The 14,687-nt window shown below is 37.3% G+C and carries 14 protein-coding genes and 1 riboswitch; of the genes, 5 read left to right on the top strand and 9 right to left on the bottom strand.

Annotation, left to right across the window (positions count from 1 at the left end; genetic code table 11):
* Window positions 1–41: 41 nt before the first annotated feature.
* On the top strand, window positions 42–1,385 hold the full coding sequence (gene purB / locus VKY50_RS05355; RefSeq protein ID WP_324299626.1) for an adenylosuccinate lyase: 1,344 nt from the start codon (window positions 42–44) through the stop codon (window positions 1,383–1,385).
* Between the two features lie 95 nt (window positions 1,386–1,480).
* Here purB and VKY50_RS05350 read toward each other — a convergent pair whose 3' ends face one another.
* The 4 genes from VKY50_RS05350 to VKY50_RS05335 all read right to left on the bottom strand — a co-directional run bounded on the left by VKY50_RS05350 (window position 1,481) and on the right by VKY50_RS05335 (window position 3,633).
* Window positions 1,481–2,032 (bottom strand): DUF4252 domain-containing protein, encoded by a 552-nt coding sequence (locus tag VKY50_RS05350; RefSeq protein ID WP_324299624.1) that lies wholly within the window; start codon window positions 2,030–2,032, stop codon window positions 1,481–1,483.
* Between the two features lie 71 nt (window positions 2,033–2,103).
* Window positions 2,104–2,658, bottom strand: coding sequence for a DUF4252 domain-containing protein (locus VKY50_RS05345; RefSeq protein WP_324299622.1), 555 nt, complete (start codon window positions 2,656–2,658; stop codon window positions 2,104–2,106).
* Between the two features lie 26 nt (window positions 2,659–2,684).
* Window positions 2,685–3,137: a hypothetical protein gene (locus tag VKY50_RS05340; RefSeq protein WP_324299620.1), complete on the bottom strand. Its 453-nt coding sequence runs from the start codon at window positions 3,135–3,137 to the stop codon at window positions 2,685–2,687.
* Complete coding sequence (locus VKY50_RS05335; RefSeq protein WP_324299618.1) at window positions 3,121–3,633, bottom strand: RNA polymerase sigma factor; 513 nt, start codon at window positions 3,631–3,633, stop codon at window positions 3,121–3,123. Before VKY50_RS05335 ends, VKY50_RS05340 begins: the two co-directional genes overlap by 17 nt.
* A gap of 185 nt (window positions 3,634–3,818) precedes the next feature.
* Between VKY50_RS05335 and VKY50_RS05330 the strand changes: the two genes are divergently transcribed.
* The gene (locus VKY50_RS05330) at window positions 3,819–5,315 is read left to right on the top strand and encodes a S41 family peptidase (RefSeq protein ID WP_324299616.1); all 1,497 of its coding nucleotides are present in this window, start codon (window positions 3,819–3,821) and stop codon (window positions 5,313–5,315) included.
* Between the two features lie 76 nt (window positions 5,316–5,391).
* Here the strand turns inward: VKY50_RS05330 and VKY50_RS05325 are convergent, their stop codons facing one another.
* On the bottom strand, window positions 5,392–7,263 hold the full coding sequence (locus VKY50_RS05325) for a TonB-dependent receptor plug domain-containing protein (RefSeq protein WP_324299614.1): 1,872 nt from the start codon (window positions 7,261–7,263) through the stop codon (window positions 5,392–5,394).
* A gap of 71 nt (window positions 7,264–7,334) precedes the next feature.
* Window positions 7,335–7,572, bottom strand: a riboswitch (cobalamin riboswitch).
* A 95-nt stretch (window positions 7,573–7,667) separates the two neighbouring features.
* Between VKY50_RS05325 and VKY50_RS05320 the strand changes: the two genes are divergently transcribed.
* Genes VKY50_RS05320 through VKY50_RS05310 form a run of 3 tightly spaced genes read left to right on the top strand, consistent with a single transcriptional unit; the run spans window position 7,668 to window position 10,677 of the window.
* A complete protein-coding gene (locus VKY50_RS05320; protein WP_324299612.1) occupies window positions 7,668–8,846 on the top strand; it encodes an ABC transporter substrate-binding protein in 1,179 nt (392 codons plus the stop codon).
* Window positions 8,843–9,874, top strand: coding sequence for a FecCD family ABC transporter permease (locus tag VKY50_RS05315; protein WP_324299610.1), 1,032 nt, complete (start codon window positions 8,843–8,845; stop codon window positions 9,872–9,874). Before VKY50_RS05320 ends, VKY50_RS05315 begins: the two co-directional genes overlap by 4 nt.
* Window positions 9,875–9,885: 11 nt before the next feature.
* Window positions 9,886–10,677 (top strand): ABC transporter ATP-binding protein, encoded by a 792-nt coding sequence (locus VKY50_RS05310; protein WP_324299721.1) that lies wholly within the window; start codon window positions 9,886–9,888, stop codon window positions 10,675–10,677.
* Between the two features lie 7 nt (window positions 10,678–10,684).
* Here the strand turns inward: VKY50_RS05310 and VKY50_RS05305 are convergent, their stop codons facing one another.
* The 4 genes from VKY50_RS05305 to VKY50_RS05295 form a co-directional block, all read right to left on the bottom strand.
* On the bottom strand, window positions 10,685–11,518 hold the full coding sequence (locus tag VKY50_RS05305) for an endonuclease/exonuclease/phosphatase family protein (RefSeq protein WP_324299608.1): 834 nt from the start codon (window positions 11,516–11,518) through the stop codon (window positions 10,685–10,687).
* 382 nt (window positions 11,519–11,900) lie between these two features.
* Window positions 11,901–12,041, bottom strand: coding sequence for a helix-turn-helix domain-containing protein (locus tag VKY50_RS12725; protein ID WP_414652299.1), 141 nt, complete (start codon window positions 12,039–12,041; stop codon window positions 11,901–11,903).
* Between the two features lie 44 nt (window positions 12,042–12,085).
* Window positions 12,086–13,768 (bottom strand): sulfatase family protein, encoded by a 1,683-nt coding sequence (locus VKY50_RS05300; RefSeq protein ID WP_324299606.1) that lies wholly within the window; start codon window positions 13,766–13,768, stop codon window positions 12,086–12,088.
* Entirely contained in the window at window positions 13,765–14,682 is a 918-nt protein-coding gene (locus tag VKY50_RS05295) for an alpha/beta hydrolase (RefSeq protein WP_324299604.1), read from the bottom strand. The genes VKY50_RS05300 and VKY50_RS05295 overlap by 4 nt, the downstream gene beginning before the upstream one ends.
* Window positions 14,683–14,687: the final 5 nt, after the last annotated feature.

Below are 14,687 nucleotides of genomic sequence, written 5' to 3'. Positions count from 1 at the left end.
TAGAACTTTAGCGTTTCAGTGATTTTTAATTATTTGAAAACATGCAATTAACTTCCTTAACGGCTATTTCTCCTATCGATGGGAGGTATCGTAGCAAAACCGACAAATTAGCTGATTATTTTTCAGAAGAAGCGCTTATTAAATACCGTGTTCGTGTTGAAATTGAATATTTCATTGCGCTTTGTGAAATTCCTCTTCCACAGTTAAAAGGGTTTGACAACGCTCAATTTTCAAAGCTCAGAGACATTTACAAGGACTTTAATAGTGAGGACGCCTTAGCCATTAAGGAAATTGAAAAGACCACAAACCACGATGTAAAAGCAGTTGAATATTTTATCAAAGAAAAGTTTGACAACCTTGGATTACATGCCTTTAAGGAATTTATCCATTTCGGTCTTACATCGCAAGATATCAATAACACGGCCATACCGCTCTCTGTAAAGGAGGCACTAGAACACAGCTACCTTCCAAGTTACGAGCGTTTGATCGACAAGCTAGAATCTTTAGCCTCGGAATGGGAAAACGTACCAATGCTTGCTAGAACGCATGGCCAGCCAGCTTCCCCTACTAGGTTAGGCAAGGAGATCCAGGTATTTATCGTTAGGCTTGCCGAGCAATTCAACAGCCTAAAAACAATCCCAATTGCAGCTAAATTTGGCGGGGCTACAGGAAATTACAACGCACATTTGGTAGCATACCCAGCGATCGATTGGAAAGCTTTTGGAGCAAAGTTTGTCGAGGAAACCCTCCAATTACGCCACTCCTTCCCAACCACGCAAATCGAGCACTATGATCATATCGCAGCCTTGTTTGATGCCTTAAAACGTATCAATACCATAATTATAGATTTCAATAGGGATATATGGACTTATATTTCCATGGATTACTTTAAACAACGCATTAAAAAAGGCGAAGTTGGATCATCAGCGATGCCTCATAAAGTAAATCCTATTGACTTTGAAAATTCAGAGGGAAATCTAGGAATCGCCAATGCAATTTTCGAACACCTATCAGCTAAACTACCGATTTCAAGATTGCAGAGAGATCTAACCGATAGTACTGTGCTAAGAAATGTTGGCGTACCATTTGCTCATACGTTGATCGCTTTTGAATCTACCTTAAAAGGCATGAATAAATTACTGCTCAATAAAGCGAAATTCGAAGAAGATTTAGAGAAAAATTGGGCTGTGGTAGCTGAAGCTATTCAGACCATCCTCAGAAGAGAGTCCTATCCGAATCCATATGAGGCGCTAAAAAACCTTACGCGAACCAATCATGTAATTAACCAAGAATCCATCGCTAATTTCATTGACACTCTTGAGGTTTCAGATGCCATAAAAGAAGAATTAAAACAAATTACCCCTGCTAATTACACAGGAATTTAGCAGGGTCAGTTACTATCTCCTAAAAAGCCCAAAGGTAAATCCTTCGGGCTTTTTTAATGACTATTAGCAACTATGTCCTTGCCTAAGATTACAAATTACTTTTTCTCAAAAATCCCTTTTAATTGACCTTCCAGACCAGAAACATCTACACTTCCATTCTCAAGGGCTTTCGCTAATGTAATCATATTCTCAGGCTTCATATCTTTTCCAAGGACCCTGATTAATGCAAGACCTTCATCATCACTACTACCAAATATAATTACCTCATCAATAGCATCATCGCTACCTAAATACTTTATCGTACCACGGTGTGACCCACTGTTTATAACCATTAGATCTTGATACTTGTCATCTTTTAAAATCTCACTGATGGTTTGTTTTTCTTTCTCGTATTCTAAAGCGTTTTCTTGATTCAACCTAAAGGCCAGTATGTTGAGCTTTTTGACAGATTCAAATGCTTGTTTCTGCTGAGCTGAAAGCATGCTATTATCGACACTTAAAATACTAGATGGGATGTCTAAAGAAATGAAATTTGAATTCTCGTTTTGGTTTACAAAATACTCCTGTAAACTAGGAGAACCATTTGAACAAGAAAAAAATGCTACACTAAGAAGCAGCACGGCTATGTAATTACCAATGTATTTCATATGGATTGAATTATTGTTGACTAATTAAAGGAACCTCCCGATTTAAGGAGGTTCCTATATTGTTCTTAGATTTACTTGTGTTTTTGTCCTGCTTTACCGAGTTGATCACCTCCTGGCAAATCCATTTTTGAGGTAAGTTTTGAGAGCTGACGTAGATCGATATTACCTGTTAAAGATAACAATACGGTCTCTGGCTTCTGGCCAGCGATTTCTAAATCTTCGTAATTTAAATCAGTAACCAGCATGATCAATTCTTCGACATGAAACTCATCGCTCCCTTCCTTTACATAAAATTTCACATTTGCATCCCCATCGCGCACTCGCATCAATTCTTCAAAATTTGACTTACTCAAATGCTTGGTAACCCAATTATCCAAATCTCTAGTAATCTCCACTTTTTCAGTGGTAATCACCTTAAAACTAGTGATGTTGTTGACCAAATCATAAACCGCTTGTGCATCTGGATCATCCGAACTTACACTTATTTTACTAAGCATTTGAAACATTTTCGGCTGTAACGCAACATAGGTCACCTCTGAATTTTCAGCATACTTATCAAAAATACTTTGTGCTTGTGTCATTAACGGAGACAATGCAACCATAATTATTACTAAATACTTTTTCATACTATTGAAGTTAAATCTTTTTAATTTTAATTGTTTAAAATGAAACGGTTAGTGTTTTTTTCAAATTCCTCCAGATAGCTTGCCCCTTCTACTCCTTTTTTAAAATTATTTGTGAATAGCATGATGGCCATCTGTGCAGATTCAATTTCTTCCTCTGTGTAACCCTGCGCAAAAAGTTTATCATAAGGAGAAGAAGGTTCTTCACTGCCAAAATAAATACCAAAAGCAAGTACGGCTACAGCTGCGATGCTAGCCCAGGCTAAATAATAAGGTTTTCTTCCAGGTTTTACTGGGATCTCGCGTGTACTTCGTTCTTCTTTGGCTATGGAGAAATAATTAAACATCACACTGTAGTGTTGCAAATGTGGGGCTACATCACTCTTGGTGAAATATTCCCTTAATTCGTTTTCTTCAGCTACAGTGGTTGTGGCCTCCAAATATTTTTCCAATAATTTTTCTATTCTATCTACTGATTCCATAACTGTGCGTCTTTGTTAATTCTTCCCGTACTGCCTTTCGTGCCCTGGATAAGGTTACACGCACTGCAGTAGCTTTCATCGATAACATTTCTTCTATTTCATTAAATTCATATTGCTCTATATCTCTTAACTGCAACACCATCCGTTGCTGCTCAGGGAGCTTACTTATGATCTTACTGATCCACCCCAAACTATCGCGTACCTCTATACTACCTTGTAACGATACACTTTCATCGGTATAATTCGAATGAACGAGTTTTAAATTTCCAGCTTGTTTAGACTTTAAACGATCCAAACAGTAATTTTTAGTCATTGTAACAGCAAAAGCTTCCACATTGTTGTACTGCCCTATCTTGTCTTTATTGTTCCACAACTTCATCAGCACTTCTTGGGTGGCATCCTCCGCCTCTTCTGTGGAAACTAACAACCGTTTAGCAAGTCGGAATAACTTATCTTTAAAAGGCATTACTGTATTTAAAAACTCCCTTTGTTGCATTTTATTGGTTGCTTAATGCTTATTTAATAGCGTTCTAAAATCAAGACGATCACAATTAAATTTTGTTACAATTTATTTTTTTAATTCGCCAAATGTAAGTAATCTTACACCTCTAACTATGAACTTACTTTTACTAAAACTCAAAAAAGTTGATTTTCAACACTTTACCTCAAATAACCAAAAGTATGAATAACAAATTAAAAAACGCTTGGATCATTCTTCTACTACTAGCTGTAAGCTTTGGTTGTAGTAAAGATGATGACGATGTCGACAATCCAGACCCAACAGCAGTAGAACTCAACAATGAAGTCAATGACTTTATTTGGAAAGGGATGAATTACTGGTACTACTACCAAAGCCAAGTTGAGGATCTAGCCGATACCAAGGATGACAATCAAGACAATTATTACACTTATTTAAATCAGTATTCAGATCCTGAAGATCTGTTCAGCGATTTGGTTTATACCCAAGAAGATGATTTTTCATGGTATATTGAAGATGTAGAAGCACAGGCTAATGCCTTTAGAGGTATTTCGGAATCCTACGGAATCAACCTAGGATTTGCAGTTTATACAGACAACACCAAAACAGATGTAGTGGTATATGTTGGCTATGTAACAGAAAATTCCCCTGCCAGTGATGCTGGTATTGAGCGTGGAGATCTCATTTACAGTGTGGATGGAACAAGACTTAATGGAAACAATGTTAATCTAATCAATAAATTATATACCGAGAGTTCTATCTCTATAGGTTTTGCTGAGGTGGTAGAAGGTACCTTCGTATACGAAGATGAAATTACCCTTTCCCCAGTGATCTTAAATGAAAATCCAGTGTATTACCATGACATTATTGAAACTGCAGGTACCAAGATAGGATATTTAGTCTATAACAGCTTTGTACATACCTATCACGAGGAACTTAATGATGTCTTTGGGCAGTTTAAAAATGAGAACATCAATGAGCTCGTATTAGATTTGCGTTATAATGGTGGTGGATCAGTGATAACCTCCGCGTTTTTAGCGAGTATGATCCAAGGGGGCACATCTGAAAATGATGTGTTTGCAAACTTGGTCTACAACCAGAAAAGAGATAGAGGACAAGGAGCTACGTATCCATTTTTTAACCAGGCTTGGCTCTATGATAAAACAACTGGAGCTTATAAAGAAGGCGCAGATATTGATATAAATCGATTAGATGGCCTTAGTCGTGTATACGTAATTACAACTGGTTATACCGCTTCGGCAAGTGAAATGATTATAAATGGTTTGCGTCCCTATATGGATGTCATAGTCGTTGGAGGTACAACTGTTGGAAAAAATGAAGGTTCCATCACCGTATATGATTCTGAAGGTGATTTTACAGATGCTGAAAACAGAAATCCAAATCACAATATCGGAATGCAGCCGATCGTATTTCAAATAACCAATAGCCAAGGGCAAAGTGACTATGACAATGGTTTTACTCCTGATCTAGCGGTAGACGAAGCATCTTTTGCTGCATCGATAAAGCCCTTTGGAGACCCAGGTGAAGCACTCCTTAAAACGGCCATTGATGATATTACAGGAATTAGTGCCAGACAAACCTTATCCACTATGACCCTTGACAAAGCTGGTAAAATCCAAGGACCGAAGTTTAGTACTGAAATGTTTATGCTTCCTTCTGAATTAGAACTCTTAAAATAATAGGAAACCATCCCTTTTGAAGATCATAAAAAAGCCGAGTAGTTGCTTTAAAACAAAGAACTACTCGGCTTTTTTATTATAAGGTCAGGCGAAATCCTAATCGCAGGTTTCTTCCTCTTGTGGTATACCCCACAAGTTCCTGATAGTCTTGATTTGTTATATTATCCAAGTTTAAAAACACGGTAAATTGATCTGACACCTGGTGATTAGCAGAAAAATTAAGAAGCGAAAAAGCCTTCAAATTTACATTTTCAAAGGTGCTAAAATCAGTATCTAAACGCTCCCCTGTGTATTGATATCCGAGGCTAAAAGCAGTGCTTGAAAATAACTGGTAGTTCACATGTGCATTTATTTTATGTTTTGGAATTCTAAGAACTACCTTATCTCGATTCTCTGTAAAGGTATAGTTTGCAGTAATACCTAGTTTATCCCCCAAGTTGTAAGCGGCCTCGAGCTCCATCCCATGGACCGTAAATTGGTCTTCAATATTGGTATAACGCCACTGGTCTGTTTCTATATCAAGGAGGTAATCAATAAAATTTTCTTCCTTGCGATTAAAATATAGCCCACTCCATCTAAAATGATCACTTTTAAATTCTATCCCTGCTTCAAAAGTTTGGTTTTCTTCGGGCTTTAAATTTGGATTCGCCCCAAAAGCTCCAAAAAGCTGTGGTAAGGTTGGTGCAATATAGGAACTACTATAAAAACCAAGGAATTTTAAATAACTGCCATTGAGCTTTAAAGTGTAGGAAGGATTGAAATTATAAGTAAAATGACTTCCATATTCACTGTGATTATTCAATCGACCACCAAGATTAAGATTTAAACCAAAATCAGATACCCAAACCACATTGGCATAAGGATCAGTAGTTGAAAAATCAGTATCAGCTCCTAAAGTTGCTTGCTGGCGAACATAGTTCAATCCTAAAATGGTATAAAGTTGATCACCAAATTTATACCTGTTGTAGGCATCTACAACCGTACTTTTAGCCTCATAGGCATTGGGAAATTCCGAATAAATATCGCGATGGATCTCATTGAATGAAGCATTGACATTGAGTTGTCCTTGTGCATAACGGTATTCAGGGGATAACGTCACCCTGAATTGCTCACTTTGAGAATAATTATCACTATCAACCATTGGGGAGGATGAATCAAAATCAGCCTTAAATTTATCGTAGTATCCCAACACATTTACAGAAAATCGATCCGAGAACTGGTATCCAAAATTAACATTGGTGTTGATTCGGTTAAAGGGATCCTCTTCCTCCCCTATTACTGCGGAAAGTCCATTGGTATATTGTTGGCCAAATCCAACTAGATAGCTGAATTTATCTAGCTGCCCATTGACATTGAGATTGTTTCGAAAGTCTGCAGGGGAAAAAGAATGCTCATCAGAAGATTGATTACTACCTATACTACTTTGAAAAGTGGCCGAAATCTTATCAGGCTCTGCTTGTTTGGTTCGAATGTTAATAACAGCGGTAGCAGCACCATTCCCATATAAGGTGCTTGCGGCTCCTTTTAAAATTTCTACCGACTCAACATTGGCTAGATCAACGAGTTTTAAATCAAAATCACCCGCTATCTGGGATGGGTCACTTACTACAATTCCATCAATTAGAAATAGTACTTGCCGGTTATTACCACCTCGAATCAGATAGGATAAGTTCTGTCCAGCATTACTTCGACTTCCATTGATCTCTATACCACTCTTGGTGTTGATCAGTTCGGAAAGACTTCGTCCTTGATTTCTTTGAAGCTCTTCGGAGGTGATGGTAATGATCGTTTTACCAGAGTTTTCACGTTTTAATTCAAATCTGGAATCACTTACCACAACAGCATCTAATTGCTGAATTTCAGTTTCATCCAATACACTCATTTCTTGAGAGTAGCCAAGGGTACATAGAATACCTAAAGCACAAAAAGAAAGTACTCTTTTGTTCATATTTTAATGTTGTAAAAAGGGAAAAAAGTATGGAAAAACCATACGCCAACTTTTATCCCGAAAGTTTGACAATGTTTTTTTGAATTTAGGCAGGTCTCCTGGCTTGCTTTTATTTTGATTCGCCTTCCCATCCAATCCTTAGAAGATTTGAACAGTGGCATAGTTAAAACACCAAAAAAGTACGTTTGTAGTTACTAGATTCACTACATAAAGCTTACAGTTGCGGGAACAGCTACGGATTTACACCGTATTCCCTTTTCATCCTATTTGAATTATACAACTTAGGAACCATAAATTCAAGGGCAAAAGTAAACATTTTAGACAACAGAAGCCTCACACAATAAATTAATCTTAATTTTATGCCTTGAATCAATGATAAAACACACACAATTAAACTTGTCATAATGAAATACCTTTGCCTTTTAATGCTTGTTTTTATAGGGTGTAAAGAATCCAAGCAAAAGGAAGCTCCCCTTTCTTCTCAACAAATCGAAGCAGTGCAAAGCATTCCGAACTCAGAAGTTGCCGTTCAATATGCACAAGGATTTACTATAAAAAAACAAGGCCATTTAACCTATGTAGAGGTGAATTCTCCATGGCCAAATGCCAATGTACCCTATAAGTACGTCTTAATTGACAAGCGGCATAAAAACGAATTAAAGGATAGTTTAATTTACCTGAGAAAAAACTTTGATGCTGTGGTATTTACCCCTGCTAAAAGAATTGCAGCTACATCGACCACCCATATACCTGCCTTCCAACTTTTAGAAGTGTCCGATTATTTAATCGGCTTTGCTGAAACAGATTTTATATCTTCACCAGTTTTAAGAAAGCGCGTTGAAAGTGGCCAGATAGTTGAATTAGGCGTCAATGAATCCATCAATGAGGAGGTTGTAATTGCCTTACAACCCGACCTGTTTATAGGTTTTGGTGTCTCCAATGAAAATAAGAGTTACAATACAATTTCCAAAGCTGGAATTCCAGTGGTATATAATGGAGATTGGGTAGAAGAAACTCCCCTTGGTAAAGCTGAATGGATTAAATTCATGGGTGCTTTCATTGGTAAATCAAAGCAGGCAAATCAGATTTTTAATACCATTGTTTCAGAATATAATAAAGCGAAAAAATTAGCCTTAAAAGCCAGCTCTCAACCAACCGTAATTAGTGGATCCATGTTTAAGGATATTTGGTACGTTCCAGCGGGAGAAAGTTGGCTTGCACAATTCTTTAAGGATGCCAATGCGAATTATCTATGGAAGGATACCAAGGGCACTGGTAGCCTTTCACTGAATTTTGAGACCGTACTAATGAAAGCTCGTGAAACGGAGTACTGGATAGGGTCAGGACAATTCATTAGTTATAACCAGTTAAAACAGGCCAACCCCCATTACCAACAATTTAATTTTTTCAAGCATAAAAAAATTTATACCTATGGTCTAAGCACCGGGGACAAAGGTGGTATGTTATATTACGAACTTGCACCCAGTAGGCCAGACATGGTTTTAAAAGATATAATTCATATTTTACATCCCGATTTGTTACCAGAATACAGCACTGTATTCTTTAAACCATTACAATCTTGAATACCACAAAGACATACTATGCTTCCTTTCTAATTTTAGGGGCATTTCTATTAATAAGCTTTGTACTTAATTTAAGTTTAGGGTCAGTGAGTGTTCCTCCTAAAGAGGTGATTTATGCCCTTTTCGACGGTCCTATTACCAATGAATCATGGAAGTATATCATTGTAAATTATCGGCTTCCAAAATCACTGACCGCCATTTTAGTAGGTAGTGGACTCTCGCTAAGTGGTCTACTAATGCAAACCTTATTTAGAAACCCACTAGCCGGACCTTTTGTATTAGGGATTAGTTCAGGTGCTAGCCTTGGTGTTGCTATATTAGTGATGGGAGCTTCTCTATTTGGTGGGGTCATAGGCATAGGACTTGGCTACGCTGCCGGCACCATTATTGCAGCAACAATAGGAAGCTTTTTGGTTTTATTAGCTATAATGATTGTAGCTAGCGCGGTTAAAGATACGATGACCCTATTAATAATTGGTTTAATGTTTGGGAGCATCACCTCTTCTGTGGTAAGTGTACTATCTTATTTCACCCAGAAAGAATTGCTACAGCAATACATTTTTTGGTCTTTTGGAAGTTTAGGTAATCTATCTTGGAGTCAATTAGTGCTATTAAGTGTATTAGTTGTATTAGGGATACTCATTGCCATCTATTGCATCAAACCGCTCAATGCACTTTTATTAGGAGAACATTATGCTTCTAGCTTAGGAATTAACGTAAAGACATCTAGATACTTCATTATCGTCTCTACAAGCCTTTTGGCGGGAAGTATCACGGCTTTTGCTGGTCCTATTGCATTTATAGGACTGGCCGTTCCACATCTTAGCAGGCAACTCTTTCCTTCACTGAATCATAAAATAATGATTCCAGCAACTGTTTGTTTGGGTGCCATCATCATGCTTCTTTGTGATACAGTAGCTCAGCTACCTGGAAGTACTTTAACACTGCCCATTAACGCCATAACATCTTTAGTAGGAGCTCCAGTAATTATTTGGCTGTTGGTTAGAAAACGTAAAATGATTTTTTAAATTACAATCCTATCAAGACTAAAACAACACATAGCATCATAAAAGCAAGGGATCTAGCCATTGGTTACCGACATAAATCGGTGGTAAGTAAAGTGGCAGAAAATATCAATTTTGATGTCCATTCTAATGAACTTGTTGCCGTGGTCGGTGCCAATGGTATCGGGAAGTCCACCCTACTGAAGACGCTTTCAGCAATACAAATGAAGCTCTCTGGTGAGATTCTACTCAACAACACCCCACTATCGAATTATAAGTCCAATCAACTTGCGAAATCCCTTAGTATTGTACTTACTGAAGGTATCCCCACTAAAAACCTAAGTGTATCAGAGGTAATTGCCTTGGGAAGACAGCCATATACGAATTGGATCGGTAGTTTAACTGCCAAAGATATCGAGATTATTAAAAACATCCTTCACGACACTGGACTCGTTGAGCTAAAGGATAAAAAATGCTACCAACTCAGTGATGGCCAGTTTCAAAGAGTGATGATTGCAAGGGCACTTGCTCAGGATACCGCGTTAATTCTACTAGATGAACCTACTACGCATTTGGATATTTATCATAAAGCCTATGTTCTTAAGATGCTTAAAAATATTGTCAAAACAACAAATAAATCCATTGTATTTTCAACCCATGAAATTGCATTGGCCTTACAACTTTGTGATAAAATTATAATTATTCAAAAAGAAAGATCCCTCTTTGGAACACCCGAAGAACTCATAAATCAAGGAATTTTTTCTAATTTATTTGGCAGCGATCTAATCAGTTTTGATCCGCAAACTGCTAGTTTCAAAATCATTTAACTGAGTATTAATTAAAATCTAGATCTACCAGTACTGGTAAGTGATCGGAAGGGTATTTACAATCCTGGGAATCACTTAAAATACCACTTTTAAGTATCTTAAAATCACCTTCTGAGATAAAGACATAATCAATTTTATCAGTAACAGGTTTTTCAAAGTGAAAACCATTAAAAGTACCCTTTGGACCAAAGGCATTCTCACCAGCGGCCTTATGGGTATCAATCATTTGATCAGTAATGATCTGTATACCTTTTTCTTGATCCGTTAAGTTGAAGTCACCAGTAAGAATGACCGCTTTATTATCCGTATTTACTTCTTTTATTTTCTGTAATATTAATTTGGAACTTTCCAAACGTGCCACTTCTCCTATATGATCAAAATGAGTGTTGAACACCCAAAAGCGCAGATCAGTGTCTTTGTCCTTAAACAAGGCGTAGGTACAAATTCTATTTAAAGCAGCGTCCCATCCTTTAGAAGGCTCATCAGGGGTTGGAGAAAGCCAAAAAGTTCCTTGTTTTAGCATTTCCACTTCTTGAGTATTATAAAAAATGGCTGAATATTCCCCTTGCGTATTTCCTTTATCCCGACCTATCCCTACATAATCATATCGATCCAAAGACGCTTTAATATCCTCAAGCTGATGGTGTAGTCCTTCTTGGGTTCCAATAATATCAGCATCGTAATAGTTCAGTTGAGAGATAAGAAAAGCTTTACGATTTTCCCAATTGTTGACCAAATCAGAGGTGTTGTCATACTTAATGTTGTATGACATTACTTGAAGATCTTGTGCATAGGTGGCACTGCATAAAAACGCAGCCAAGAGTAAATTTAAAATTCTCATGATTCTTGTATTACAGCTAGTAAAATTCATCTGTCAAATATACCAAACCAAAATTTAGATTGTATATGATCTACTAATTTTGTTTAGACATTAATGGTGTAGACAACAAAAAAATACAACAATTCTAAGGAGAACAAAAGTGCTCCTATCAGATATCACATAGGAATTAAAACTATTTTGGTTTTTAAATCAGACATTCAATAGATTGCGTGCCTCCATCTGAACGCTCCATGGAATATTTTCATTTTTGTAATACATGGATCTTCGCTAGGTATCAATCACGGTATAAGTGTCGATCAGCCGCGAAGATTTAAAGTTACCACTTAATTTGTGATCCTAAATTTGGGGAGTATTAAACCTCCTGATACTGCTTATTATATGCTTAAAGAATATGGTTATAAACAACATGCAGGCATACAAGGTTTTTAGCAAGTAGTATTTGCTGTGTCTTATTTGGCACCAACCAATAGGAATATTTCTTAGTTACTGTTTTGTCGTATATATTCCAACTAATCAGTGGCACTGGAGAGTTTAACGTTCCGATTTACAAACAATAGATAGGTTCATTTATTCAATAGGATTCCCTCTTAAACGCTCAAAAACTTCGTAAGCGTTTTTTACCTTAGATTTCGGTGCTTTTTCAAATTCTTTCTCTGTCACTTTGTAGACCTTTTGAAGCGAATCAAGTTTCTTATGCAGATGTGCTATGACCTCTTGGTAGTTTTGATCGTCTATGGCATTATGAAGCTCTTTCGGATCTACTTTAAGATCATAAAACTCCCAGGTATCAATATCGTCATAGAAGTGCATTAATTTATAGCGTTTGGTTTTGATACCATAATGTTTTTTCACCATATGAAATGCCGGATAATCATAATAATGATAATAAATAGCCTCCCTAAAATCATCCTGGGAGATCTTCCCATCTAGCAGTGGTTTAAACGATTTACCCTGCATCCCAACAGTTAATGAGTCATCAGCGTTTGCGTAATCTAAGAATGTTTGAGCAAAGTCTAAGTTTTGGGTTAGCGCACTCACTTTGATCCCTGCTTTAATTTTACCTGGATATTGAATCATAAAAGGCATTCTAAAGGACTCCTCATACATAAATCGCTTATCAAAAAATCCTTTCTCTCCAAGATAAAAACCTTGATCTGAGGTATACACTACAATGGTGTTTTCCATAAGCCCACTTTCTTTAAGATAATCAAGCACCTTTCCAACCCCGTCATCAACAGCTTTTACTGTGGCTAGATATTCCTGTAGATAGCGCTGAAATTTCCAAATTGCCAACTCTTTTCCTTTTAAATCGGCTTTCCAGAAGGCATTATTTTTTTCTAGGTATGCCTTATTCCATATAGTTTTTTGCTCGGTACTCATTCGATCAAAATCGTTGGTCCAGGGATTGTTTGCTAAGTTGGTACTACCATAACCTTTGCTTAATTTCAGGTCATGTCCTTCATACATATCTTTGTAAATCGTTTGTAATTGCTGCTGTGCAGCAATTTGGTTTTCATGCTTGTCAAAATAAGTGTCCGGAACAGGAAAGGTAATAGAATCAAACGCGTTGAGATACCTAAGCGCAGGCATAAAGTTCCTATGTGGTGCTTTATGATGTAACATCATAAAAAATGGCTTCTCTTGGCGGCCGTTTTTTTCTAGCCAGTTCAAGGCTTCCTCAGTGATAATATCAGTTGCATATCCAGCAATACGTATCGTATCTCCCATTTTGATAAAATCAGGGTTGTAATAATGTCCTTGATCCTCAACAATATTCCAGTAATCAAATCCTTGTGGGTAACCATATAGATGCCACTTTCCAATTAGTACGGTTTGATATCCTATGCTTTTTAACTTTTTTGGCAAGGTTGGCTGGTTCCCATCAAATCGTTCTCCATTTTGACGAAAACCGTTCATATGGCTATGCTTTCCAGTTAGGATTACTGCCCTACTTGGTCCACAAATGGAATTGGTATTATACATTTGGGTAAACAAAGCACCATTCTGAGCAATTCTGTCGATGTTTGGCGTTGGTGCTAATTGACTTAACTCACTACCATATGCACTTATGGCTTGATAGGCATGGTCGTCCGACATTATAAAGAGGATGTTTGGTCGACTCGCCTTGGCACCTTCAGAGGTAGTAGTAGCATTGTTTTCTTTTTGGTTCGCTTGACAAGAGCTCACAAAATTCATTAGCCCAGCTAAAATAATAAAGATGAAGGTTCTTTTGGTAATTGAATATCTCATTTTGTTGCTTTAAGTGTTCTATTGATTTGTAAAAATTGCCCCTCTATAATGACATCATTGATGAAAGAGGCTATCGTGTCTGTCCGGGAAAACGGAATTCCAGCCCACTGATGGGTCCCTTCTGGATCCGTTCCTAGATTATAGGACATGTCTAATTCCCTTAATTTATCCGCTATGGCTTTAGAGCCATAGAGTTTTAAATATCCAGGTGCATCTTTTGGACAATAGTGATGTGGTGCCGCGTCATACGGAACTAATTGGTCCTTGATACCATGAAAAAACATCCCAGGAATAGCATTTTCAGCCTTTAAGTTATCAAGCTCCAACAATGCGCCTGCAAAAGAAATGACTCCTGCGAACTCTAAATCCCCGTAGTTCAAGTCCCGATACAGATCGCTACCACGCATGTAGGCCAAATTAACTACAGCTTCAGCCCCCGCACTACTTCCAATAAGTACCACACGATCAAAGTCTACTCTAAACAGATCATTTTTATTTTTTATAAAATGCAGGGCAGCTAATATATCTTCACCTGACATTCTGATGGTTTTAATTTTTTCTTGAGTTGGACAATCGCATCCGAATCCAGTGGCTTTACCCCTTCTAGTTAATCGGTAACTCAAAGAAGCCACTGCATAGCCCATCTTAGCCATAGTCCTGGAGAAATTAACCTCCGTCGAGTTATCGCGTTTTCCCACAGAAAAACCGCCGCCATGAACCACAATCAATAAGGGCCGCTTATCGAGAGGGTCATTCTTGATATCATAAAAATCTAGTTTTAGGGTATCCGTATAGATAAATGTCTGTTTTTGGACCTGCTTGAAAATGACTTCGGAATAACGGTTATCATCTTTTGGAGCACAAGAAATCAAAACAAAAAAAGTACATGAAAAAAGTAAAGTTCGTAGTAGCATGGTTA

Source organism: Galbibacter sp. (assembly GCF_035306585.1).
Taxonomy (GTDB): domain Bacteria; phylum Bacteroidota; class Bacteroidia; order Flavobacteriales; family Flavobacteriaceae; genus Galbibacter.
The sequence above is the reverse complement of the archived record's forward strand: the minus strand, read 5'-3'. Positions and strand labels throughout refer to the sequence as shown.

Excerpts from the sequence above, each read along its gene's own strand:
- VKY50_RS05300 (WP_324299606.1), bottom strand. The coding sequence starts at position 13,768 with ATGAGATATTCAATTACCAAAAGAACCTTCATCTTTATTATTTTAGCT.
- VKY50_RS05345 (WP_324299622.1), bottom strand. The coding sequence starts at position 2,658 with ATGAAAAAGTATTTAGTAATAATTATGGTTGCATTGTCTCCGTTAATG.
- VKY50_RS05350 (WP_324299624.1), bottom strand. The coding sequence starts at position 2,032 with ATGAAATACATTGGTAATTACATAGCCGTGCTGCTTCTTAGTGTAGCA.
- VKY50_RS05295 (WP_324299604.1), bottom strand. The coding sequence starts at position 14,682 with ATGCTACTACGAACTTTACTTTTTTCATGTACTTTTTTTGTTTTGATT.
- VKY50_RS05340 (WP_324299620.1), bottom strand. The coding sequence starts at position 3,137 with ATGGAATCAGTAGATAGAATAGAAAAATTATTGGAAAAATATTTGGAG.
- VKY50_RS05335 (WP_324299618.1), bottom strand. The coding sequence starts at position 3,633 with ATGCAACAAAGGGAGTTTTTAAATACAGTAATGCCTTTTAAAGATAAG.
- VKY50_RS05320 (WP_324299612.1), top strand. The coding sequence starts at position 7,668 with ATGAAATACCTTTGCCTTTTAATGCTTGTTTTTATAGGGTGTAAAGAA.
- VKY50_RS05330 (WP_324299616.1), top strand. The coding sequence starts at position 3,819 with ATGAATAACAAATTAAAAAACGCTTGGATCATTCTTCTACTACTAGCT.
- purB (WP_324299626.1), top strand. The coding sequence starts at position 42 with ATGCAATTAACTTCCTTAACGGCTATTTCTCCTATCGATGGGAGGTAT.
- VKY50_RS05325 (WP_324299614.1), bottom strand. The coding sequence starts at position 7,263 with ATGAACAAAAGAGTACTTTCTTTTTGTGCTTTAGGTATTCTATGTACC.
- VKY50_RS05305 (WP_324299608.1), bottom strand. The coding sequence starts at position 11,518 with ATGAGAATTTTAAATTTACTCTTGGCTGCGTTTTTATGCAGTGCCACC.